Genomic DNA, 21,116 nt, shown 5'->3' on the forward strand with positions numbered 1-21,116 from the left:
GAACAAGAGCGAGGCTGAGCGATGACGGCGGCAGAGGGAGCGGATGCCATTGCCGCCTTCAATCCACTGCGCCCGCGGCTGACGCGGGTTGCCTATCGCATGCTGGGCTCGGTGGCAGAGGCTGAAGATATCGTCCAGGAGGCATTTCTGCGCTGGCTCGACGCCGATCGCGATGCGGTTCGCGAACCCGCTGCCTTTCTGCACCGGATCGTGACACGACTTTGCCTCGACCAGCTGAAATCGGCCAGGCGTCGGCGCGAGACCTATATAGGTCCATGGTTGCCGGAGCCGCTTGTCGTTATGCCGGAAGAGGGCATCGACGACGTCACCCTGCCGCTGATGATGGCGCTGGAACGGCTCTCGCCGCTCGAACGGGCAGTTTTCGTGCTGCACGACGTGTTCGGCATCGGCTTCGAAGAGATTGCCGCTACGATCGGGCGCAAGCCGGCAACCTGCCGCCAGCTTGCCAGCCGGGCGCGGGCCAATGTGCGAAGCGCACGGCCGCGTCATGCCCTACCGCCCGAGCACGGGATGCAGATCGCGTCGGCCTTTTTTGCGGCATCGCGAAGCGGCGATATCGAGGCGTTGCGGGCGCTGCTTACGGAAGATGCAGCCGTCTACACGGACGGTGGCGGCAAGGCAGTAGCCCCACGACGGCCGGTTATCGGCAGCGACAAGGTGACGAAACTCTTTGCGGCCCTGGCGCCGATCTTCCGCGCACACATGTCCCGGCTGCTGCACTACGGCCTCGTCAACGGACTACCTGGATTTGTCAGTATCGAGGAAGATCGCTGGCTGCAGACCACGGCCCTTCAGATCGACGGTGGCAGGATCACGGCGATCTATGTGACCCGCAATCCCGAGAAGCTCGCGCACCTGAAGCAGAACGCCCTGCATTAGGCCGCATCACCCACTTCACAGCCTTTCCTTTCAGCATCCGCAGCCACTGGCGGGGGCAGGCATCTGTTTTTCTCAAATCACAGGAGATTACCCATGACAAACATCGCCATCGTCTATCACAGCGGTTACGGCCATACGGCGCGGCAGGCGCAGGCGGTGAAAGCCGGTATCGAGCGGGTCGCCGCCACGAGGGGGGTGCTACTGACAACAGAAGAAGCGCAGGACCGCTGGGATGATCTGGCGGCGGCGGAGGCGATTATCTTCGGTGCACCAACCTATGTCGCCGGGCCTTCCGCCGCTTTCAAGGCGTTTCAGGAGGCAAGCTCGCACGCGGTCATGGCGCGGGGTTATCGCTGGAGGAACAAGATCGCCGCAGGCTTCACCAATTCGGGCGCCCAAGCGGGCGACAAGCTCGCCACACTGATGCAGATCGCTCTCTTTGCCGCCCAGCACGGCATGCACTGGATCAATCTCGACCTGCCTCCGGCAAACAATTCCTCCCTTGGCTCGAAGGAGGACCTGAACCGGCTGGGTTTCTGGCTTGGTGCTGCGGCGCAATCGAATGTCGATGAAGGTCCGGAAAGCGCACCGCCCGAAGCGGACCTGGCAACTGCCCGCCATCTCGGCCAGCGGGTCGCCGAGGCGACACTGCAATTCATGCGTGGGCGCAACTGAGTGCTCAGAGCAATCGCGTCAGAGAAAACCGATCCACCGTCCGGCGACCAGAGCGACCCAGATCATCGCTGAAAGGGCTGCCGAGACCCGCACGATGGGACGGATGATGCCGATCGCGATTGCGGTTCGCCACCCCTCGCCTATGTGAAGCATGAACACGTTCAGGAGACCAAGGGCGATCAGGCCGAGTTTGGCAAGGAAGGCGGGATTTCCGGCATATTCGGCCGGGCGCACACTGAAGAGGCAGAAGCCGGTGACAAGGGCCAAGGCAAGGCCGCTGCCGGCCGAGCGGGACAGGAATGGCGCAACGATCTCCACGGGCAGCTTGCGGAAGAAGCCGGCAAGTCTGAGATCGAGGGGCAGAATGGCGCCGATCAGAAGGCCGATCGCCAGGATGTGGGCCGCATTGACGAACATGTAGAGCACCGCGGAGCGCCGGAGCTCGACCGCCAACGTGGTGGCCGACAGCCATTCGAGAAACTCCATAACGGGGCGTCAGTTCATCTGGATGCGTTCCGGATAAATGTCGTAACGCTTTTCACCGATGGTGATGCGTACGGCCTTCAGCCGCTTCTCGTTGCGATCCTGCGAACGGTTTCCGAGTGCCACGACCTGATCGCCGGGTTTTGCGACACCCTCCACGAAGCCGGAGCGCTCTGTCTGACGCGGATTGCCGAGTTCGACGCGCCAGAGACCGTCGTCGACGGTTACAACGTCGAGCGTCGGATGCGGCCCGCCCATGGATATCTGCTGTATGGCGCCACGAAGCTCGATCTGATCGGCTTCCGCCCATGACCAGCCATGATGCGCCGCCGCACCCGTTGCGAATGCAGCCGAGAGCATGGCAGCCGCCAGCACTCGCTTTCCCGAAAGTATAGACATGATGTTCTCCCTACCCGCATGCACGGGCAGGTGGAGCATCGATGATAGATAAAAAGAGCACTCACCGATTGTTGAAGATCGGTGAGTGGGAGGAGAAACGGATCAGGCGAGCAGACGTGTGACTTCGGCACCCTGCTTGGTGCCGACGGCATCGGCGATGGTCGTGGAAAAGAGCACCTTACGGGTGGCGTCTGCCACCTTGGCGAAGACATGACGGATTTCGCAATTCTGCTCGCCATCGCAATCATCGCACTTGCGGTAAGCGGTGATCGACAGGCACGGCAAAGGTGCAATGGGACCGTCGATAATACGCAGGATTTCGCCAAAGGTAATGTTGTGGGCCGGCTTCAGCAGCAGATAACCGCCCTGCTTGCCGCGACGGCTGACGACGATGCCGTGATGCTTCAGGTCGAGCAGGATCTGTTCCAGAAACTTCTTCGGAATCTTCTGCTGCACGGCGATGTCGGAAATCATGACGGGTTCATCGGCCTCGGCTTCCGCCAAAACCGTTAGCGCCCGCAGCGCATATTTTGCCTTTTGCGTAATCATCTCGGACCGTCGACACACACAGAGCGGTGTCGAATCCCGACATCGCTGCGAAAGCTAATCGCCTCTATTGCACAGCCAGCATGAACGGAATTTGAACGCGCCGGAAAAAGCCTTGAGAGACAAGTATTTTGGCCCTGTTTTTCACCCTCGGCCAATAGCTGATAACTTACTTCAAAAAACGGCAATTTTCATCATTATCGCCATCACTTCCGATTTCCAATTGACAGGCGGCGTGTAACACTACTATTTCTATAGACATTAAGTCGAGGCGACTTTTCGGCGCCGGCGGCTGCTTTTCTGCATTGCGGCAGGATGGGAGAGATATTTGCTCCGCTAAGCAGTCCTTTCGAAATCCCTTTTTCTGTCCGACCTGTCGTTGAGCTGCGATACTCCGGCCAACATCAAGGACAGGATTCCCCATGACTGTTATCAATCCGATCCAAGAAGCTGAGGCCTTGGCTGCAAAGCTGGAACGCCTTGACCTCGCAGGCCGGCTTTCGCTCGTTGCCGGCCTTGGCGGACGCGTCGTCTTCACCACCTCCCTCGGAATCGAAGACCAGGTCATCACTGCAGAAATCGGCACGCATCGCCTGCCGATCGACGTCGTGACGCTGCAGACGGGCCGGCTTTTCAAGGAAACGCTTGATCTGATCGGCGAGACCGAGAGCCAGTACGACATCCATATAACGCGCTATGAACCGGAGCAGGCCGATATCGACGCCTACGCAGCGAAGTACGGCATGAACGGTTTCTACGAGAGCGTCGAAGCCAGGCATGCCTGTTGTAGCGTGCGCAAGCTGAAGCCGCTTGCACGAGCACTTGAAGGCGCAACGATCTGGATCACCGGCCTGCGCCGCGGCCAGTCGGCCAACCGCGCCGAGACCCCTTTTGCGGAATATGACGCCGAGCGTCACCTCTTGAAGGTCAATCCGCTTGCTGATTGGGATATCGACGCAATCAAGGTCTTCGTCGCCGACAATGGCGTGCCGATAAATCCGTTGCATGCCCGCGGTTATCCCTCAATCGGTTGCGAGCCCTGCACCCGTGCCATCAAGCCCGGTGAGCCTGAGCGCGCAGGCCGCTGGTGGTGGGAGCAGGATGAGAAGCGCGAATGCGGTCTGCATGTCGCCGAAGAGACGGCTTCGATCGTCGCGCAGCAATAAGAAATCTGGAGTACGAAATGCCCGATACCCGTCAGGATACGGAATTGACCAATCCGCAGAGCGCCAAGCCGCCACTCGACCCCCATCTGAAGGCACTGGAAAACGAAGCAATTCATATCTTCCGCGAAGTTGCCGCCGAATTCGAGCGTCCGGTGATGCTCTATTCGATCGGCAAAGATTCCTCCGTGCTGCTGCATCTTGCCCGCAAGGCCTTCTATCCCGGCCGCGTACCTTTCCCGCTGCTGCACGTCAACACGGGCTGGAAGTTTGCAGAGATGATCACCTTCCGCGACGAGATCGTGAAGAAGTACGATCTCGACTTGATCGAGCACATCAATCCGCGCGGCAAAGCTGAAAATATCACGCCTTTCACCTATGGCTCGGCGCGCTATACCGACATCATGAAGACGGAAGCATTGCGCAACGCGCTGGACGCCGGCCAGTACGACGCGGCCTTCGGCGGCGCGCGGCGCGATGAGGAAGCCTCTCGCGCCAAGGAACGCATCTATTCGTTCCGCACGCCCGATCATCGCTGGGATCCGCGCAACCAGCGCCCGGAACTCTGGAACATCTATAACGGTCAGATCCGCAAAGGCGAGAGCGTTCGCGTCTTCCCGCTGTCGAACTGGACCGAGGTTGATATCTGGCGCTACATTCAGGCCGAGGAAATCCCGATCGTGCCGCTCTATTTCGCGGCCAAGCGCCCCTATGTTGAGCGTGACGGCATGATGATCGCTGCCTCCGATCCGCGTTTGGAACTGCTGCCCGGCGAAACCAAGCAGGAAGACTTCATCCGCTTCCGCACACTCGGCTGCTTCCCGCTGACGGGCGCAATCCGCTCGACCGCCACTACCCTGGAAGACATCATCGCGGAACTGGAGATCGCCACGGTTTCCGAGCGCCAGGGCCGCGCCATCGACCGTGATCAATCCGGTTCCATGGAAAAGAAGAAGCGTGAAGGATATTTCTGAGATGACTGCAGCAGTTCCCGCAAACGCCGTCGCCGTGCCCGCCGCCGAGCCTCTGAAGGCCGTGCGCGACTCGCGCCCGTTGCGCCTCATCACCTGCGGCAGCGTCGATGATGGCAAGTCCACCCTGATCGGCCGCCTGCTCTGGGATACCAAGGCAGTGAAGGAAGACCAGGCGGCGACGCTTCGCCGTGATTCCACCGGCAAGCAGAACGATCTCGGCCTCCCCGATTTCGCGCTGCTTCTCGATGGCCTGCAGGCCGAGCGCGAACAGGGCATCACCATCGATGTCGCCTATCGCTATTTCTCAACCGATAAACGCTCCTTCATCGTCGCCGACACGCCTGGCCACGAGCAATATACCCGCAACATGGCGACCGGCGCATCCACCGCCGATCTCGCCGTCCTGCTGGTGGATGCCCGCGCCGGCATCCTCGAACAGACGCGCCGTCATGCGACGATCGCCTCGCTGCTCGGCATCAAGCAGTTCGTGCTTGCCGTCAACAAGATCGATCTGACGAATTACGATCGCGCCGGCTTCGACAAGATCAGCCACGAATTCAAGGAGTTTGCCCTGTCGCTCGGCGTCAAGCAGATCACTGCGATTCCGATGTCGGCCCTGAAAGGCGAAAACGTCGTCTATTCCGGCCAGGCCGCCATGCCCTGGTATAATGGGCCGACGCTGGTCGAGACGCTGGAACATGCAACCGTCCGCTCGGGCCAGACGACCGGCTTCCGTCTTTCCGTTCAGCGCGTCTCGCGCCCCGGCGAAAGCTTCCGTGGCTATCAGGGCACGGTTGCCGGCGGTTCGGTAAAGCCGGGCGATAGCGTCATGATCCTGCCGTCGGGCATGGTCGCCAACGTCAGCAAGATCGTCACCTTCGACCTGGTGCGCAACGCGGCTGTTGCCGGTGACGCGATCACGCTCGTTCTCGACCGTCAGGTGGACGTGGCGCGCGGCGACATGATCGTGTCGATCGACTCGCAGCCGCAGACCGGCCTGTCCTTTGATGCGCAGGTCGTCGCTCTGCAGCCTGAAGGTATCGAAGCCGGCAAGCGTTACTGGCTGAAGAGCGGCTCGCGCCGCCAACGTGTTCAGGTCGAGCCTGTCAGCCAGCTCGAATTGAAGACCGGCGCCTGGAATGCCGCCCAGCGGCTTTACATGAATGCCATCGGAAAGGTGCGCCTCGTTTTCGACGAAGCCGCGATCTTCGATCCCTACGAGCAGAACCGTGCCACTGGCTCCTTCATCCTGATCGATCCGGAGACGAACAATACCATTGCGGGCGGCATGGTGACCGGCAAGCGCGCCGAGGTCAGTGGCCTGCATGGCAACGATGCCCGTGTCATTCTCTCGCTGCCGGCCGACCTTGCCGAGCAGATCATGGCAAGCGAGCTTTTCGCCACCCGCCGCCACGAAGCCGAGGTGCGTCGCATGACGGCGTCGGAAGCAGCCGACCTCTGGTCCAGCGCGGCAAGCGACATCTAGGGAAGGGGCCGGTCGGCCCCTTTTTTATTGCTTTGGCTTTGAGCGCCTCGAAGCCCACGCGATATTGAAAAGCAGGAATCGATCCCCTCGCCCAACTCGGCAATCGTCCCTGGTCGTTCGCTTACGTTTAAGCAGCGGCAAGCCAGCAGATCACAGCAAAAACCGAACATAGTTGACCATTCTGCGCCCCCCGCAGTGCGGCGACAGCCGGTGCCGGAGAGGTGCGGCGATGCTTGGCCAAGCAAGATTAAATTATAGTAATGTCTTACTATACCGTAATACAAACATGATCAATGTTTAATTTGTAAATCTCACAGAACAAGACATATAGGTATCAAGCGACAATTCTTGACTAGTGAAGTATTCGCCTCAATACACAGGCGAAATTGAAGTAACGATGTCAATAAATGCCGACGATACTCCCCGGCGCCGGGGCCCGCCTCATGGAACCAAGACGCCATCTCATGCCAACGCTCTCGCAAGGGACTTCCACCATGTCAGACATTCTTCGCAAGCATCGGGCCGCAGCACTTGTCGGAGCGGCCATCGTTCTCGGCGCGGCCTCCCTGCCTTTCGCCATCCCCTCTTCCTCGACGGCTCTTGCTGCACCGGCTGAGACCGGTGGCATTCTTGCCTCCAGCGGTTCATTTGCTTCCGTCGTCGATGCCGACAAGCCGGCCGTGGTGACCATCACCACCACGATGAAGGAGACCAATGCCAGCGCCGACAATTCGCCGATGGACGAGCAGTTCCGCCAGTTCTTCGAACAGCAGGGCATTCCTCTGCCGCACCAGGCACCGCAGCAGCACCAATCGCAGCATGCCATGGCGCTCGGCTCCGGCTTCGTCATCAGCCCTGACGGCGTAATCGTCACCAACAACCACGTCATCGACAATGCCAGCGATATCAAGGTCACGCTTGACGACGGCACGGAGCTGCCGGCCAAACTCCTTGGCGCCGACGCCAAGTCCGACCTTGCGGTTTTGAAAGTCCAGGCTCCGCATCAGCTTCCGACCATCGCCTGGGGCGATTCCGACAAGCTGAAGCTCGGCGACCAGATCCTTGCTATCGGCAATCCGTTCGGCATCGGTACGACGGTCACGGCCGGTATCGTCTCGGCCCGCGGCCGCGACCTGCATAGCGGCCCTTACGACGATTTCATCCAGATCGATGCGCCGATCAACCATGGCAATTCCGGCGGCCCGCTGGTCGATCGTGACGGTAATGTCGTCGGCATCAATACCGCAATCTACTCGCCGAACGGCGGCAGCGTCGGCGTCGGTTTCGCTATCCCCTCGGCTGAAGCCAGGGCAATCGTTGCGAAGCTGCAGAAGGACGGCTCGATCGATCACGGCTATCTGGGCGTACAGATCCAGCCGGTCACTCAGGATGTCGCCGATGCTGTGGGTCTCGCCAAGGCTGAAGGCGCGCTTGTTGCCGCCGTCACCGACGGAACGCCGGCAGCACAAGCCGGTATTAAGAGCGGCGATGTCGTGACCGCTGTTGGCAGCGAGAACGTCAAGACGCCGAAGGATCTGTCGCGCCTCGTCGCAGACCTGTCGCCGGGTGCTAAGGAAACGCTGGCCGTCTGGCGTGACGGCAAGACCATCGATGTCAAGGTCACCGTCGGTGGCAATGAAGATACCCAGAAGCAGGCCGCTGCCGAAAGCAACGACGATCAGGGCAAGGCTGCCGGCCAGCCGAGCATCGGCATCGGTCTTGCCGACCTGACGCCTGATGCACGCGAGCAGCTCAACCTGCCCCGCGACGTCGTCGGCGCAGTTGTTGCCAGCGTCAACCCGGACAAACCGGCCGCTACGGCCGGCATTCAGCCCGGCGACGTGATCATCTCGGTCAACGGCAAGCCCGTCCATAACGCCCGCGACGTCAAGACCGCCGTCGCAGACGCCGGCAAGGCTGGTCGCAAGTCGGTGCTGCTTTTGATCGAACGCGGCGATGCGAAGACCTTCGTGGCTGTGCCTTTCGCCGCCGCATGAGCACATCCACGTGAGCGCTGCGCCCGGACCAGTTCCGGGCGCACGTGTTTTTAGTCAAGCACAGCGCGGAGATCCGCGGCCAGCCTTTGAACGGCGGCCGGCTCGGCCTGCGAGATGCCAAACAGGATGCCGGGAGCGGACCTGCCGAGGAAAAAGTGCGACATCGGCATTAGCCCATAGCCCAATGCATACGCCTTCGCGACCACCATTCGATCATCCGTTGTCTCGTCACGAAACCATGTCGCAAGCTGCAGTCCGCCGTTACCGCCCGATACGGCGAGTCTTCCGCCAAACTGGCTCTCCAGCGTCTCGACCGTCCGGGCCATGCGCGCGGCATATTGCAGGTTCATTCGCCTCAAATAGGCGCGCAGCCTGCCCTCGTTGATGAAATCGGCAAGGGCCGCCTGGATATGGGCGGAAACGGCAACGCCCCTGCGATGCAATGCCTCCGAAGCCTCCGATATCAGCCAGCGCGGCACGACCGCATAGGCGACTCGCAGGCCGGGCGCCAGCACCTTGGAGAAGGTACCGACATAGGCGACGACCTCCGCCCTGTCGATGCCCTGCAAAGCGGCGATCGGCCGCGAGCCATACTGAAAATCGCTGTCGTAATCATCCTCCACGACGAGGCTTTGGCCAAGGCGCGCAGCCTCCAGCAGCGCCAGCCGGCGCGGCAGGCTGAGCGTGGCACCGGTCGGGTATTGATGGGACGGCGTCACATAGATCAGCGCCGGCGGCGGACCTTCGACCCTTGAAACATCGATGCCCTGATCATCGCAGGGAACCGGCACGACCTCGGCACCGGCATCACCGAGCAGCAAGCGAGCGGCGGGATAGCCTGGGTCTTCCATCCATGCGGTTGCGCGGCCGCTTCTTCTCAGCATTGACCTCGCCAGCATGTCGATTGCCGCACGCGTGGAGGGCACGATCATGACCTGCTCCGGCTCGGCGACCACGCCGCGCGTCACTGAGACATGCGCCAGAATGGCTTCGCGCAGTTCGCGGATACCGGTTGGATTCTCATAGCCGAGATGATGGATGCGCAGAGACCGGCTGCGGGCCGCAAGGCGGCGGCTCCAGACGGCATGAGGGAAATCCGATACGTCGGGCGCGCCGGGCCGAAAAAGGGCGCGGTAAGGTGGTTGTTCGGAGCTTTCTCCCGCTACCGGCCGGCGGTCGCCCTGCTGCGGTTCGGGCCGTATCCGTGCAAGGGCGGCAACCCGTGTCGCAGCACCGGCGGAAGCTTCGACATATCCTTCGGACTTCAGACGATCGTAAGCCTCCACGACAGTCGAGCGCGCGACACCCAGCGAAGTCGCAAAGGCGCGAGTCGATGACAGCTTATGCCCGGCCGGAAGCTGACCAAACAGGATGCGGTCACGCAGGCTTCGATAGATCTGGCCGACGAGATCACCGCCATTGCGATCGAGATCGAGCCATGCGGGCGTGAAGGTCATTCTTCTACTGGTCTGCTGAAAAGATCGAAACTGGACTTTTACTCCAGTCCATTAGCAAGGCAAGACCAACCCGAGTTCAATGCTCCCAAGGGAATATGGATATGACGACGGATCTTGCCGACTGGAAGGGTGTCGCCCGCCCCGACCGCGCTCCAATTGAAGGCCGCTACACGCGCCTCGAGCCGCTGGACGCAGCAAAACATGGCGCCGACCTACTCCGTTCGGCCCAGCAACCGGGTGCGGAAGACCGATTCCGCTATCTCTTCGAAAGCGCGCCCGCCGATATGGCCGCCTTCACGCCCTGGCTGGAAAAGGCTGCGGCAAGCGAGGACCCGCTGTTCTTTGCCGTCATCGACAAGGCGACGGGACGTGCCGAGGGACGGCAGGGGCTGATGCGTATCGATACCGCCAACGGCGTCATCGAGATCGGCAACATTCTCTGGGGACCTGAAATCGCCCGCAAACGGGTTGCGACCGAAGCGCTCTACCTCTGCGCCGCCTACGTCTTCGACACGCTCGGCTACCGTCGTTTCGAATGGAAGTGCAACAATCTCAACGAACCTTCAAAGCGGGCAGCACAACGCTTCGGCTTCGTCTTCGAGGGCATCTTCCGCCAGCATATGGTGCAGAAGGGCCGCAACCGCGACACCGCCTGGTTTGCCATGATCGATAGTGACTGGCCAAGGCTGAAGGCGGGATATGAAGCGTGGCTTTCGCCCGAGAATTTTGATGCCGACGGCCAGCAGAAGAGCAAGCTCAGGTTCTGATTGACCCAGGCGTGCCGTGATCTTTCGGATACGCCGTCACGCTTCAGGCTTTTGTCCTCGGAGGTCGTTATCGCAAGACCGCTAGGCGGTTTTGCGCGACACGCCGAAAGCGGCGGCGACAAAAAAGCCGACCCGCCGATGACAATAACTTCATTGCTACCAATATGTTCATGGGTGCCAATTGCCGTTAAGCATTGGGTCCTTCATTCACAGCACGAAGTTATTCTGTCAGGAGCTCATATGACCAGTTCGTCCGAGTATACGCCCCCTAAAATCTGGACCTGGGACAAGGAAAACGGCGGCCAATTCGCCAGCATCAACCGTCCGATTGCAGGACCGACCCACGAGAAGGAACTGCCGGTCGGCCGCCATCCGCTGCAGCTTTATTCGCTGGGAACGCCAAATGGCGTGAAAATCACCATCATGCTCGAAGAGCTGCTGGCACTTGGCCATCGCGGAGCAGAATATGATGCCTGGCTGATCAAGATCGGCGACGGCGACCAGTTCGGCAGTGGTTTTGTCGAGGTCAATCCGAACTCCAAGATTCCGGCGCTGATGGACCGCAGCAGTGAAAAGCCTGTGCGCATTTTTGAATCCGGCGCGATCCTCACCTATCTCGCGGAAAAATTCGGTGCGTTCCTGCCGACCGATCCGGCCAAACGCGCCGAGTGCTTCTCCTGGCTGTTCTGGCAAGTCGGCAGTGCGCCTTATCTTGGCGGCGGCTTCGGCCATTTCTATTCCTATGCGCCGACAAAGATCGAATATGCGATCAATCGTTTCGCCATGGAGACCAAGCGTCAGCTCGACGTGCTCGACCGGCGCCTCGCCGAAAGCGAATATATCGCCGGTGACAAGTTCACCGTTGCCGACATGGCGATCTGGCCCTGGTATGGCGGTCTCGTAAAGGGCTGGATGTATGGTGATTCCGCCGAATTCCTGCAGGTGCAGGAATATAAGCACGTCAACCGCTGGGCCGACATGATCGGCGACCGACCGGCCGTCAAGCGCGGCCGCATGGTCAACCGCGTCAGCGGCGAGCCCTCCAGCCAGCTTCGCGAACGCCATGATGCCAGCGATTTCGAAACAAAGACCCAGGATAAGCTGAACCCAGCCAGCTAAGGGACTCCGGAAGGCGGACGCGCACTACGCCGTGCGTCCGCCTCTGCAAAAAACCGCGACAGGCCATGATCGCGTGTTTTCCCACTAAAAATTATGGGTTTTGAAGCGAACTGTACCGAATCCGGCAAAAGTGCCCTCGTCTCATCCTCTCAGTCTTGCTGAAATACAAAAGCTCTCCTGCCACCTTTCGGAGGGCTTTCCCTATCTGCCCCGTCGACAGCCACCGGCGGGGCTTTTTTGTTTCGAGCCTTTGGACGCGGCTATATCTCACCCGGGCGTCAAAGCGGAGACGCCGGCCATTACATGGAGAGTGTGGGATGGAGACGGCGTCGATCTAACGCCACTTCGGTTGAGGTATGGGAGCGTTCGCCTGGATCTCATGAAGCGGCGCTCTGTGACCCAGAAGCTTCTTCAGCTTCTTCTCCTCGGCCGGGCCTATCCCGAATTTTCGGCAGTGCTCGGCGATGTCATGATCTTTCGGGCCGGGAATGCGGACTTGCCGGTTGTTCATCTGCTTCATCGACGTTTCCTCCTCCGAAAGAAACCAACTTAGCGCCGATTTGTTCGTTAGAAAAATCTAAAATTTAGAATCTTGCCCGCTGAAAATCAGTTCGCAGGAGGAGGAATGTGATCTGTCAGGCCTGGCGGATGCATCGTGATCGCAAGGCTGAAGCTGTTCCGGGATGCAGCGGACGATAACACCGCAAAGAAAAAAGCCCGCTTGCGCGGGCTTTTCGGCTGGTCGGAGTGGAGTGATTCGAACACTCGACCCCCACGTCCCGAACGTGGTGCGCTACCAGACTGCGCTACACTCCGTGACCAGCGGCGCCTCTATAGACCGGCCTATTATGTTGCGCAAGCACCAAAATTCAAAAAGGTATCGGAATTTTTGACAGGCTCGCGACAGGGCCTTCCGGCCGGCTGTGCAGCAAAAAGCCACACCTTCGACAAATTCTGCAGAAGCGGCCAAGTGGCAATTTTCTTTTGCCGGGTTACGCGCTAAAGCGCTCGGCGGGACAGGCGAAACCGTCGCGAGGCGGCTTCGCAGCCACTGGCTAACTATCAGGGACGATACGATGAAACTCCGCACCATGACCGGGGCCGCCGCGCTTGCGATTGCGCTCGCCGGCTGCACCACCATACCCACCCCCGGCGATCCGATCGAGGCACGCTGGGTCGGCCAGTCGGCCGGCAAATTTTTTGCTGCTTACGGCCCGCCGCTCAGCGACCGCGACGAAGGATCGTCGACGATCTACAGCTGGAAGGGCGGCTATAAGACGGTGCGCGTTCCGGCGAAATATGCCGAAGGTGCTGATGGCAAGCGCGGCAAGCAGATTGCAGGCGCCCGCACGCTCTACCTGCGCTGCCAGGCGGAAATCACCACCAATTCCGATTACACGATCCGCGATATCCGCACCGTCAACGATATCCCCGGTGTGGACGGACCGTCCTATTGCGCCGAATTCCTGGCGCCGGCTCAGAAATAAGTCTGACTGCTTGATAGACGTTTGATCGAGCCCGTCGGTGAAAATCGATGGGCTTTTCTTTTCAGGCCTAAAAAGGGTAAAGGCCTCGCCCCGCTCCGCTAACAGGGCCTTCGATAGCACGATCGATATTTGGAAACTTGGCTGGGGCGCCTGGATTCGAACCAGGGGATGGCGGTACCAAAAACCGCTGCCTTACCGCTTGGCTACGCCCCACCAGAGCTGAAGCGGATGCCCGCTTCACTGAAACGTGGCCTGATTAGCAAAGGACTGCCTGCCTCACAATCACTAAGTTGACTGCGACGTCATATTTGTATGCGGCTGCGGTGCCGGCATGGTAGGACTTCAAGCATCGACACAGCCAATGGAGAAACCGTTGAGCCAATATCGCGCCCGTCCACCCGCGCTTGCCACGCCGATCCTCGACGATGCCGTCGTGCGCATCACCCAGTGGGATTTCGAGCCGGGTGCCGATATCGGCGTTCACACGCACGGATTTGGCTATGTCGTCGTGCCGATGACCGATTGTCAGTTCCTGATCGAGGATGCCGAGGGAAGCCAGCGGGTGGATGTCGCCAAGGGAGCTGCCTATCGCCGTGAGGCCGGCATCGAGCATAATGTCGTCAACGCCGGCGACCAGCCCATGTCCTTCATCGAGATCGAATATAAATAATCATGTCCGGTGCGAACTTCGATCTCTTCTTCGAGCCGGCTTATGGTCAGCCGATTCCCGTCGCCGACGGCATCCAGCGCTTGACGGCAAAAAATCCGAGCCCTTTTACCTTCCATGGCACGAACAGCTATATCATCGGCGGCTCGTCGGTCGCGGTCATCGATCCCGGACCGGAGAACGACGCGCATTTCGAAGCGCTGATGGCAGCGCTTGCCGGCCGGCAGGTGACGCATATTTTCGTCAGCCACACGCACCGGGATCACTCGCCGCTTGCACGGCGACTGAAGGAAAAAACGAGAGCGCTGACGGTCGGCGAAGGACCGCACCGGCCGTCGCGGCCGCTAAGGGATGGCGAGATCAATCCCTTTGCAGAAAGCTCGGACATGGAGTTCGTACCCGACATCGCCATTGGCGACGGGGAGACTATTTCCGGCGACGGTTGGGCGCTGACAGGCGTGCTGACGCCGGGGCATACCGCCAATCATGCAGCCTATGCGCTTGAAGGCAGCGGCGTCCTGTTTTCGGGCGACCATGTGATGGCCTGGGCAACGACGATCGTTGCGCCTCCCGATGGCTCCATGGCGGATTATATGGCCTCGCTCGACACGCTGATCGCCCGCGATGATCAGTTGCTGCTCCCCGGCCATGGCGGCCCGGTCACTTCGCCTGCACCCTTTATGCGCGGACTGAAGACGCATAGGCGCCTGCGGGAACTGTCCATCATCGAGCGTCTTCGGAAAGGGGACAGCACCATCCCGGAAATGGTGAAAGTGATCTACCGCGATACAGATAAGCAGCTGCATGGTGCCGCAGCGCTCTCGGTGCTGGCGCATATCGAGGAATTAATGGAGCGCGGCGAGGTCAGCGCCGATGGGTCGCCTTCTCTTTTTGCGCACTATCGATTAGCGGGAGGCTGAGAATGGCCTATGCGGATTACAGCTATCGCGACGATCCTTCGGTGCCCGCTTTTGCCGACGACAAGCCCTTGATCCTTTTCGATGGCGAATGCGTTTTCTGCTCCGGCTGGGTCCAGTTCCTGCTGAAGCGGGATACGGAGAAACGCTATCGCTTCATCATCGCCCAAACGCCGCTCGGCGAGGCGCTTTACCGGCATTATGGGCTGGAGACGCGGGACTACGAGACCAACCTGCTGCTCGACAAGGGGCGCGCCTACTACAAGTCCGATGCGACGATCCGCATGTTGGAGGGGCTTGGCATGCCTTGGGCATTCGCGGGCATGCTGAGGATCGTGCCGCGGCAGATTGCGGATGTGGCTTATGGGGTGGTTGCGCGGAACCGGCTCAGGATTGCCGGGCGGCGGGAGAGTTGCATGGTGCCGACGGCTGAGGTGCGGGAGCGGTTTCTGGGGTGAGGCTTGCGGTTTTGCAAGCCTCTGTGCGCCGCCCTTCAGGTGTCTCGGGTGCCGGAGCAATCTACCGGATAAGTTTGCGGTAAAGGCGCTTCAATATGCCTCGCCGTATCCTGGCCCTCCGCATGGCTTCGGGAGTTCGGCCCTGTATCGATTCACTGGATCGATTACTGCTGCTCCGCAGCACCGGGCTTGCCGGCCCTCCGCATGGCTTCGGGCGTTCGGCCCTGTATCGATTCACTGGATCGATTACTGCTGCTCCGCAGCACCGGGCTTGCCGGCCCTCCGCATGGCTTCGGGCGTTCGGCCCTGTAATCGATTCACTGGATCGATTACTGCTGCTCCGCAGCACCGGGCCTCACCCACCCGCGATCCCCAGGAGTTCGGAGTCGAGGGCACCAAGGTATTGCTCGGCAACCTCGGCGCTGAAGCCGAGATCATGCTGGCCGTAACGCGAGGCGACGCGGACGTCGACGAAGGTGGTTTCCGCCTCTTCCCTGAGACGGATGATGATGTCGAAACGCAGGCCGAGGATGAAGGTGCGGGTGGTGCCTTGCAAGGTCACACCGTTGGCGCCGCGAATCAGCTTGGCAACATCATCCTCATAGGGGCGCGGTATCGGCACGGGAATGACGTCGGGAGAATCGGCGACACCGCCGTTTTCCGGCTGGGTCGGGACGGGCTTGTCCTCCAGTTCGCGGCCGGGCGCTGTATCGCCTTTGCTTTTGGTGATGGTGATGCCGTTCTGCTTGGCGACTTTCTTGACCGCCTCGAGAACACGGTCGAGCGCGCCGTCGTAACGGCGGCCGGTGAGTTCCGGATAAGCGGCAAGCTGCCGCTCGCGGTCCCCTGGCGTGATCACGGGATCACGTGGAAGCCAGATCTGATCGGCTTGCGGCTGCGCCAGCCAGTCGGGTGCGGAAGCCGTATCCGTGGTGACGTCGTAAATGGCCGGCAGAGTGAAGTAGCGCTCGGCCGCAAAGGCGCCGACGCCGAGCGGAAAGGCAGCGTAGATGAGTGCAGCCAGCGCGTTCAACCCACCTTCTGCACCCGTCATCCAGAGGCTGCGCAGGCCGATTGCCGCCAACAGGGTAGCGAGGACAGCGCAGCCGACGGAAACGAGCAGCACCAGGATGAGATAAGGTGTGGCAAGCCCGCCGAAGCGATGAGCGATCAGCACCGCCACCGAGAGCACAAGCGCAAACGCCCCGAAGTGCCGCGAAAGGCGGGCAGCACGGGAAACGGGACGATCGAAACGGATGGCCATCAAACTTACCGGTTGGTCGGCGGCAGACGCGTCGAGCGCGTTTGCCGCCATCGACTTTTCTAGTGCAAGATTCGTCTAAATTGAAACTCTTGTCTGAGCATTGCCGACGCAATCCACGTTAAAGGCGCCGCGACCTCCATAAGGTATTGCTGATATGCCGCAAAAAGGCCATTCTGCCGGGGTTTCATAGACTTCCCACGAAACAGGAGAGACAGATGATCTCACCCGAGACGATGGAAAGGCAGCAGTCGCCCTCGCTTGGCGGCATCGATCACGGCGAGCCGCTTTTGCCGCTGGAACTGCTTGAACTCGAACTTTCGCTGGAAGGCTATGCGGGCGGCGAGGCCGGATTCTGCGAGGCGGTACGCAAGGCGGCTGGCGAAACCGGTGGGGAACTCCTCTTCGACCTGCCGGCGGCAGGCCTCGTGGAGGATTGCCGGCGCATCGCTGTGCTGCGGATCCCGACCTCGGACAAGAAGATGCGGGTGGTTCTTGCCCTGCTCGACCAGAACGGCACGGAAATCCGCGTGCAGGCGCCCGATGAAGATACCGAGCATCTGGTGCGATTCGCAGATGCCTTCGTCGAAGTTCTCGAGCGGATTTAGAGCCTTTCCTGGTGTCAGTCTCTACCGGCTGCAGCTTCCGCCAGCGAGCGGAAAGGAAACTTGCGGCCGCATTCGCATTTCAGCATGAATGTTTCCTGATGAACCGACGGCCGCTGTACGAAGAAGCCGCGCGGCAGCTGATCGACCTTGAAGTCAGGGGTTTTGCGCTTGGCATCATCGATCTCGGAGGCTTCGGCGAAGCCGCTATTGCCGCATTGCGGGCAGGTGAGTTTCTTCGAAAATCGATCACGGATCGCCATGGTGCTCTTTCCAGTGCTGCTGTCCTTGCTCTTACATAGGAACGCCCGACGACGAAAGTGGAACGAAGCATGCATTCTGCCGTTCCTTCCCCAAAGAAGGAGGCAACCATGCCAAATAAGGATTCCATTCCAGCACCCGATCAAATACCCGACGCCGAATCGCAGCCCGGTCAGCAGCCGCCCGCCGGTATTCCCGACCGCATTCAGGAAAATCCACAGGATCCGGGCGATACGAAGAAGCCGGAAGACCGGCCACTCGATCCGGCGCTATTGCCAATTGGCGACCCTGCGGGCGCAGCCTGATATCACAGTAGGTTGACGACGCCAGGCGGATGGATTTTTCTTGTTCGGAAGGTGATGCTCGAGGAATAAACCGATGCGCGTATATGTTCTGTCGCTTCTCGCCGTTCTGGCCGCAGGCCTTGCTGCCTGCCAGACGCTGACGCCCGAGGAGCGGCGGGCACGCGACGAGCAGACCTGCCTCGGTTACGGCTTCAAGCGCGGAACCGATGGCTTTGCCACATGCCTGCAGCGTATCGATCTCGACCGCCGTGCCCAGGCCCGCTACGACAGCGACTGGGTGATGGCCGACATGGCTTATAATCTGAACGGTCCCTACGTCTATCCGCGCTATTATCACCACCGTCACTGAGCGCCTGAAATCACCGCCTGCGCCGCCGCGAGCCGTGCAATCGGCACGCGGAAGGGCGAGCATGAGACATAGTCGAGGCCGATCGTCTCGCAGAAATGGATCGAGGCGGGATCGCCGCCATGTTCGCCGCAGATGCCGAGCTTCATGTCATTGCGGGTGCGCCGGCCACGTTCGGCGGCAATACGGATCAGCTCACCTACCCCATCGAAATCCAGGGATATGAAGGGATCATGTTCGATGATGCCCTTGCGCTGGTAGGTCGGGATGAAGGCAGAGGCATCATCGCGCGAAATGCCAAAGGTTGTCTGCGTCAGGTCGTTGGTGCCGAAGGAGAAGAATTCGGCCGCCTCGGCGATGACATGGGCGCGCAGTGCCGCGCGCGGCAGCTCGATCATCGTGCCGACGAGATAATCGATGCGCATCTTGGCTTCCGACATGACATCCTGCGCCACGGCATCGATCTTCGCTTTCACGTAATCGAGCTCCGAGCGCAGGCCGACGAGCGGCACCATGATTTCCGGAACGACGGCAGCACCGGTTTCTTGTGCAGCGGCGACCGCCGCCTCGAATATGGCGCGGGCCTGCATCTCGACAATTTCAGGATAGGAGATAGCAAGGCGGCAGCCGCGATGGCCGAGCATCGGGTTGAATTCATGCAGCGCATCGACGCGCTGGCGAAGAGCTGCAGGCTCCATGCCCATGGCATAGGCGACTTCGGCAATCTCCTCATCACTCTTCGGCAGGAATTCATGCAGTGGCGGATCGAGCAGGCGGATCGTCACCGGCAGGCCGTGCATAACCGTGAACAGGCCGGTGAAATCGCCTCGCTGCATGGGCAGGAGCTTGTCGAGCGCACTCCGCCTGCCCTTCTCGTCTTCGGCAAGGATCATCTCGCGCATCACATGGATGCGCTCGCCTTCAAAGAACATGTGTTCGGTGCGGCAAAGACCGATGCCTTCGGCGCCGAAGGAGCGCGCGGCGCGAGCATCGGCCGGCGTGTCGGCATTGGTGCGCACGGTCATGCGGCGGGCGCGATCCGCCCAGCCCATGATGCGGCCGAAATCGCCTGACAGTTCCGGCTGGATCATCGGCACTTCGCCCTTCAGCACCTGGCCGGCAGAACCGTCGATGGTGATGATATCGCCCTTTTTCAGTGTCACACCGATGCCGATCAGCCGTTCGTTGCGGGCATCGATACGCATGGTGCCGGCGCCGACGACGCAGGGGATACCCATGCCGCGGGCAACGACGGCCGCGTGGCTGGTCATGCCGCCACGGGTGGTCAAGATGCCTTCGGCGGCATGCATGCCGTGAATGTCCTCGGGGCTCGTCTCGACGCGGAGCAGGATGACCTTGCGGCCCTCTTCCTCCGCTTCGACCGCCTCTTCCGCCGTGAAGACGATCTCGCCGGTGGCAGCCCCCGGAGAGGCCGGCAGGCCGGAGCCGATGACCTGGCGGCTGACCCGGGGGTCGATGGTCGGATGCAGGAGCTGGTCGAGCGTCGATGGCTCGATGCGCAGGACGGCCTCGTCCTCGGTGATGAGGCCTTCATCGACCATGTCGACGGCGATCCTCATGGCTGCGCGTGTCGAGCGTTTGCCTGATCGCGTCTGCAGCATCCAGAGCTTTCCGCGCTCGATGGTGAATTCGATGTCCTGCATGTCGCGGTAATGAGATTCGAGCTCGGCGCAGATCCGGCCGAACTCCGCGAATGCCTCCGGCATCAGCTTTTCCATCGAGGGCCTTTCGGAGCCGGAAGCGATCCGCCCCTCCTCGGTAATGCTCTGCGGCGTGCGAATGCCGGCCACAACATCCTCGCCCTGCGCGTTCACGAGGAATTCGCCATAGAGGATCTTCTCCCCTGTCGAGGGATTGCGGGTGAAGGCAACGCCTGTCGCAGACGCATTGCCTAGATTGCCGAAGACCATGGCCTGGATATTGACCGCGGTACCCCAGCTTTCCGGAATATTGTGGAGCTGGCGATAGGTGACGGCGCGGGGGCTCATCCAGCTCGAAAAGACCGCACCGACAGCACCCCAAAGCTGGACTGCCGGATCCTGGGGGAAGGCCTCTTCCAGCTCTTCCTCGATCAATGCCTTATAGAGCGAAACGACATGCTGCCATTCGGACGCGCTGAGTTCGGTATCGAATTCGTGGCCAAGGCGCGCTTTCTCGTCCTCGAGGATTTCCTCGAAGAGATCGTTGCCGAGACCCATGACGACGTCGGCATACATCTGGATGAAACGGCGATAGCTGTCCCAGGCAAAGCGGGCATCGCCGGCATCGTGGCCGAGCGCCTGGACCGTCTCGTCGTTCAGGCCGAGGTTGAGCACCGTATCCATCATGCCGGGCATTGAGACGCGGGCACCGGAGCGCACGGACAGCAGCAGAGGCCGATTGCTCGAGCCGAAATGGCGCCCGGTAATCTCTTCGATACCGGCAATGCCCGCAAGCACCTGCTTTTTCAGATCAGGATCGATCTTGCGGCCGTTCTTGTAATAGATGTTGCAGGCTTCGCCGATGATGGTGAGACCGGGAGGAACCGGAAGACCGAGACTGCACATCTCGGCGAGATTGGCGCCCTTGCCGCCAAGGATCTCCTTGTCGCGCGCCCGGCCTTCAGCCTGCCCATTGCCGAACGTATAGACCCACTTGGTCATCTTCCCCCCAACCTATTTCGGGGATCAGCTTAATCCCTTGGTGTTGAAATGAAAATCGACAAATGCGGCAAAATGTTGCGTCGCACAATAAATCCCTGACGGGATGCAGAATCAAACGATTGAAAATCATGAGGCGCCAGATAAACGCATAAAAAAAGCTTTGCGGGACTGCAACAACGG

At 60.5% G+C, this 21,116-nt stretch carries 23 protein-coding genes and 2 tRNA genes; 15 read left to right on the forward strand and 10 right to left on the reverse strand.

All coding sequences use genetic code 11. The features are described from left to right. The first annotated feature begins 21 nt into the window (after nt 1-21). Nucleotides 22-900: a sigma-70 family RNA polymerase sigma factor gene (locus tag FHX08_RS12440; RefSeq protein ID WP_132652219.1), complete on the forward strand. Its 879-nt coding sequence runs from the start codon at nt 22-24 to the stop codon at nt 898-900. 93 nt (nt 901-993) lie between these two features. Then, nucleotides 994-1,575 (forward strand): flavodoxin family protein, encoded by a 582-nt coding sequence (locus FHX08_RS12445; RefSeq protein ID WP_132652220.1) that lies wholly within the window; start codon nt 994-996, stop codon nt 1,573-1,575. 18 nt (nt 1,576-1,593) lie between these two features. Here FHX08_RS12445 and FHX08_RS12450 read toward each other — a convergent pair whose 3' ends face one another. The 3 genes from FHX08_RS12450 to FHX08_RS12460 form a co-directional block, all read right to left on the reverse strand. Continuing rightward, nucleotides 1,594-2,061, reverse strand: coding sequence for a DUF6644 family protein (locus FHX08_RS12450; protein ID WP_132652222.1), 468 nt, complete (start codon nt 2,059-2,061; stop codon nt 1,594-1,596). Between the two features lie 9 nt (nt 2,062-2,070). Continuing rightward, nucleotides 2,071-2,457 carry a DUF6152 family protein gene (locus FHX08_RS12455; RefSeq protein WP_132652223.1) on the reverse strand — a complete coding sequence of 129 codons (387 nt, stop codon included), beginning with the start codon at nt 2,455-2,457 and terminating at the stop codon, nt 2,071-2,073. Between the two features lie 102 nt (nt 2,458-2,559). Beyond that, nucleotides 2,560-3,006 carry an RrF2 family transcriptional regulator gene (locus FHX08_RS12460; RefSeq protein WP_132652225.1) on the reverse strand — a complete coding sequence of 149 codons (447 nt, stop codon included), beginning with the start codon at nt 3,004-3,006 and terminating at the stop codon, nt 2,560-2,562. Between the two features lie 419 nt (nt 3,007-3,425). Between FHX08_RS12460 and FHX08_RS12465 the strand changes: the two genes are divergently transcribed. The 4 genes from FHX08_RS12465 (at nt 3,426) to FHX08_RS12480 (ending at nt 8,623) form a co-directional block, all read left to right on the forward strand. Beyond that, nucleotides 3,426-4,169 carry a phosphoadenylyl-sulfate reductase gene (locus FHX08_RS12465; protein WP_132652227.1) on the forward strand — a complete coding sequence of 248 codons (744 nt, stop codon included), beginning with the start codon at nt 3,426-3,428 and terminating at the stop codon, nt 4,167-4,169. Nucleotides 4,170-4,186: 17 nt separating this feature from the next. Beyond that, entirely contained in the window at nt 4,187-5,140 is a 954-nt protein-coding gene (cysD, locus tag FHX08_RS12470; protein ID WP_132652228.1) for a sulfate adenylyltransferase subunit CysD, read from the forward strand. Nucleotide 5,141: 1 nt separating this feature from the next. Next, a complete protein-coding gene (gene cysN, locus FHX08_RS12475) occupies nt 5,142-6,626 on the forward strand; it encodes a sulfate adenylyltransferase subunit CysN (protein WP_132652230.1) in 1,485 nt (494 codons plus the stop codon). A 494-nt stretch (nt 6,627-7,120) separates the two neighbouring features. Next, nucleotides 7,121-8,623: a DegQ family serine endoprotease gene (locus tag FHX08_RS12480; RefSeq protein ID WP_132652232.1), complete on the forward strand. Its 1,503-nt coding sequence runs from the start codon at nt 7,121-7,123 to the stop codon at nt 8,621-8,623. A gap of 50 nt (nt 8,624-8,673) precedes the next feature. Here FHX08_RS12480 and FHX08_RS12485 read toward each other — a convergent pair whose 3' ends face one another. After that, the gene (locus tag FHX08_RS12485) at nt 8,674-10,080 is read right to left on the reverse strand and encodes a PLP-dependent aminotransferase family protein (RefSeq protein WP_132652234.1); all 1,407 of its coding nucleotides are present in this window, start codon (nt 10,078-10,080) and stop codon (nt 8,674-8,676) included. A gap of 101 nt (nt 10,081-10,181) precedes the next feature. Between FHX08_RS12485 and FHX08_RS12490 the strand changes: the two genes are divergently transcribed. Together FHX08_RS12490 and yghU are read left to right on the forward strand one after the other, a co-directional pair. Continuing rightward, nucleotides 10,182-10,847, forward strand: a complete 666-nt coding sequence (locus tag FHX08_RS12490; RefSeq protein WP_132652235.1) for a GNAT family N-acetyltransferase — start codon at nt 10,182-10,184, stop codon at nt 10,845-10,847. A gap of 240 nt (nt 10,848-11,087) precedes the next feature. Further along, nucleotides 11,088-11,966, forward strand: coding sequence for a glutathione-dependent disulfide-bond oxidoreductase (yghU, locus tag FHX08_RS12495; protein ID WP_132652237.1), 879 nt, complete (start codon nt 11,088-11,090; stop codon nt 11,964-11,966). A gap of 334 nt (nt 11,967-12,300) precedes the next feature. On the opposite strand, the gene FHX08_RS12500 is transcribed toward yghU, so the two are convergent. Further along, nucleotides 12,301-12,486: a hypothetical protein gene (locus tag FHX08_RS12500; RefSeq protein ID WP_132652238.1), complete on the reverse strand. Its 186-nt coding sequence runs from the start codon at nt 12,484-12,486 to the stop codon at nt 12,301-12,303. A 219-nt stretch (nt 12,487-12,705) separates the two neighbouring features. Beyond that, nucleotides 12,706-12,782: transfer RNA gene (locus FHX08_RS12505), tRNA-Pro, on the reverse strand. Nucleotides 12,783-13,042: 260 nt separating this feature from the next. Between FHX08_RS12505 and FHX08_RS12510 the strand changes: the two genes are divergently transcribed. Further along, entirely contained in the window at nt 13,043-13,453 is a 411-nt protein-coding gene (locus tag FHX08_RS12510; RefSeq protein ID WP_132652240.1) for a hypothetical protein, read from the forward strand. A 138-nt stretch (nt 13,454-13,591) separates the two neighbouring features. On the opposite strand, the gene FHX08_RS12515 is transcribed toward FHX08_RS12510, so the two are convergent. After that, a tRNA-Gln gene (locus tag FHX08_RS12515) sits at nt 13,592-13,666 on the reverse strand. A gap of 160 nt (nt 13,667-13,826) precedes the next feature. Between FHX08_RS12515 and FHX08_RS12520 the strand changes: the two genes are divergently transcribed. The 3 genes from FHX08_RS12520 to FHX08_RS12530 are packed head-to-tail and all read left to right on the forward strand — an operon-like array spanning nt 13,827 to nt 15,495. Further along, nucleotides 13,827-14,123 (forward strand): cupin domain-containing protein, encoded by a 297-nt coding sequence (locus FHX08_RS12520; RefSeq protein ID WP_132652241.1) that lies wholly within the window; start codon nt 13,827-13,829, stop codon nt 14,121-14,123. A gap of 2 nt (nt 14,124-14,125) precedes the next feature. After that, the gene (locus FHX08_RS12525) at nt 14,126-15,040 is read left to right on the forward strand and encodes an MBL fold metallo-hydrolase (protein ID WP_132652243.1); all 915 of its coding nucleotides are present in this window, start codon (nt 14,126-14,128) and stop codon (nt 15,038-15,040) included. A gap of 2 nt (nt 15,041-15,042) precedes the next feature. Next, entirely contained in the window at nt 15,043-15,495 is a 453-nt protein-coding gene (locus FHX08_RS12530) for a thiol-disulfide oxidoreductase DCC family protein (RefSeq protein ID WP_132652245.1), read from the forward strand. Between the two features lie 355 nt (nt 15,496-15,850). On the opposite strand, the gene FHX08_RS12535 is transcribed toward FHX08_RS12530, so the two are convergent. Next, entirely contained in the window at nt 15,851-16,759 is a 909-nt protein-coding gene (locus tag FHX08_RS12535; protein ID WP_132653203.1) for a DUF1499 domain-containing protein, read from the reverse strand. A 215-nt stretch (nt 16,760-16,974) separates the two neighbouring features. Between FHX08_RS12535 and FHX08_RS12540 the strand changes: the two genes are divergently transcribed. After that, nucleotides 16,975-17,364 carry a hypothetical protein gene (locus FHX08_RS12540; RefSeq protein WP_132652247.1) on the forward strand — a complete coding sequence of 130 codons (390 nt, stop codon included), beginning with the start codon at nt 16,975-16,977 and terminating at the stop codon, nt 17,362-17,364. A 14-nt stretch (nt 17,365-17,378) separates the two neighbouring features. Here FHX08_RS12540 and FHX08_RS12545 read toward each other — a convergent pair whose 3' ends face one another. After that, complete coding sequence (locus tag FHX08_RS12545; RefSeq protein WP_007818080.1) at nt 17,379-17,624, reverse strand: hypothetical protein; 246 nt, start codon at nt 17,622-17,624, stop codon at nt 17,379-17,381. Nucleotides 17,625-17,732: 108 nt separating this feature from the next. Here FHX08_RS12545 and FHX08_RS12550 point away from each other — a divergent pair, with 108 nt between their 5' ends. Both FHX08_RS12550 and FHX08_RS12555 read left to right on the forward strand, forming a co-directional pair. Further along, nucleotides 17,733-17,927, forward strand: a complete 195-nt coding sequence (locus FHX08_RS12550) for a hypothetical protein (protein WP_132652249.1) — start codon at nt 17,733-17,735, stop codon at nt 17,925-17,927. Between the two features lie 73 nt (nt 17,928-18,000). After that, a complete protein-coding gene (locus FHX08_RS12555) occupies nt 18,001-18,276 on the forward strand; it encodes a hypothetical protein (protein WP_132652251.1) in 276 nt (91 codons plus the stop codon). Here the strand turns inward: FHX08_RS12555 and ppdK are convergent. After that, entirely contained in the window at nt 18,270-20,936 is a 2,667-nt protein-coding gene (gene ppdK, locus FHX08_RS12560; protein ID WP_132652253.1) for a pyruvate, phosphate dikinase, read from the reverse strand. The two genes, FHX08_RS12555 and ppdK, sit on opposite strands and share 7 nt — an antisense overlap. Nucleotides 20,937-21,116 lie beyond the last annotated feature (180 nt).

Source organism: Rhizobium sp. BK529, from assembly GCF_014194105.1.
Classification (GTDB): Bacteria; Pseudomonadota; Alphaproteobacteria; order Rhizobiales; family Rhizobiaceae; genus Rhizobium.

Coding starts and splice junctions, on each gene's coding strand:
- FHX08_RS12455 (WP_132652223.1), bottom strand. CDS start 2,457: ATGTCTATACTTTCGGGAAAGCGAGTGCTGGCGGCTGCCATGCTCTCG.
- FHX08_RS12450 (WP_132652222.1), bottom strand. CDS start 2,061: ATGGAGTTTCTCGAATGGCTGTCGGCCACCACGTTGGCGGTCGAGCTC.
- FHX08_RS12440 (WP_132652219.1), top strand. CDS start 22: ATGACGGCGGCAGAGGGAGCGGATGCCATTGCCGCCTTCAATCCACTG.
- FHX08_RS12555 (WP_132652251.1), top strand. CDS start 18,001: ATGCGCGTATATGTTCTGTCGCTTCTCGCCGTTCTGGCCGCAGGCCTT.
- FHX08_RS12490 (WP_132652235.1), top strand. CDS start 10,182: ATGACGACGGATCTTGCCGACTGGAAGGGTGTCGCCCGCCCCGACCGC.
- FHX08_RS12465 (WP_132652227.1), top strand. CDS start 3,426: ATGACTGTTATCAATCCGATCCAAGAAGCTGAGGCCTTGGCTGCAAAG.
- FHX08_RS12530 (WP_132652245.1), top strand. CDS start 15,043: ATGGCCTATGCGGATTACAGCTATCGCGACGATCCTTCGGTGCCCGCT.
- ppdK (WP_132652253.1), bottom strand. CDS start 20,936: ATGACCAAGTGGGTCTATACGTTCGGCAATGGGCAGGCTGAAGGCCGG.
- FHX08_RS12500 (WP_132652238.1), bottom strand. CDS start 12,486: ATGAAGCAGATGAACAACCGGCAAGTCCGCATTCCCGGCCCGAAAGAT.
- FHX08_RS12485 (WP_132652234.1), bottom strand. CDS start 10,080: ATGACCTTCACGCCCGCATGGCTCGATCTCGATCGCAATGGCGGTGAT.
- yghU (WP_132652237.1), top strand. CDS start 11,088: ATGACCAGTTCGTCCGAGTATACGCCCCCTAAAATCTGGACCTGGGAC.
- FHX08_RS12550 (WP_132652249.1), top strand. CDS start 17,733: ATGCCAAATAAGGATTCCATTCCAGCACCCGATCAAATACCCGACGCC.
- FHX08_RS12525 (WP_132652243.1), top strand. CDS start 14,126: ATGTCCGGTGCGAACTTCGATCTCTTCTTCGAGCCGGCTTATGGTCAG.
- FHX08_RS12460 (WP_132652225.1), bottom strand. CDS start 3,006: ATGATTACGCAAAAGGCAAAATATGCGCTGCGGGCGCTAACGGTTTTG.
- FHX08_RS12445 (WP_132652220.1), top strand. CDS start 994: ATGACAAACATCGCCATCGTCTATCACAGCGGTTACGGCCATACGGCG.
- FHX08_RS12480 (WP_132652232.1), top strand. CDS start 7,121: ATGTCAGACATTCTTCGCAAGCATCGGGCCGCAGCACTTGTCGGAGCG.
- FHX08_RS12540 (WP_132652247.1), top strand. CDS start 16,975: ATGATCTCACCCGAGACGATGGAAAGGCAGCAGTCGCCCTCGCTTGGC.
- FHX08_RS12535 (WP_132653203.1), bottom strand. CDS start 16,759: ATGGCCATCCGTTTCGATCGTCCCGTTTCCCGTGCTGCCCGCCTTTCG.
- FHX08_RS12510 (WP_132652240.1), top strand. CDS start 13,043: ATGAAACTCCGCACCATGACCGGGGCCGCCGCGCTTGCGATTGCGCTC.
- FHX08_RS12545 (WP_007818080.1), bottom strand. CDS start 17,624: ATGGCGATCCGTGATCGATTTTCGAAGAAACTCACCTGCCCGCAATGC.
- cysD (WP_132652228.1), top strand. CDS start 4,187: ATGCCCGATACCCGTCAGGATACGGAATTGACCAATCCGCAGAGCGCC.
- cysN (WP_132652230.1), top strand. CDS start 5,142: ATGACTGCAGCAGTTCCCGCAAACGCCGTCGCCGTGCCCGCCGCCGAG.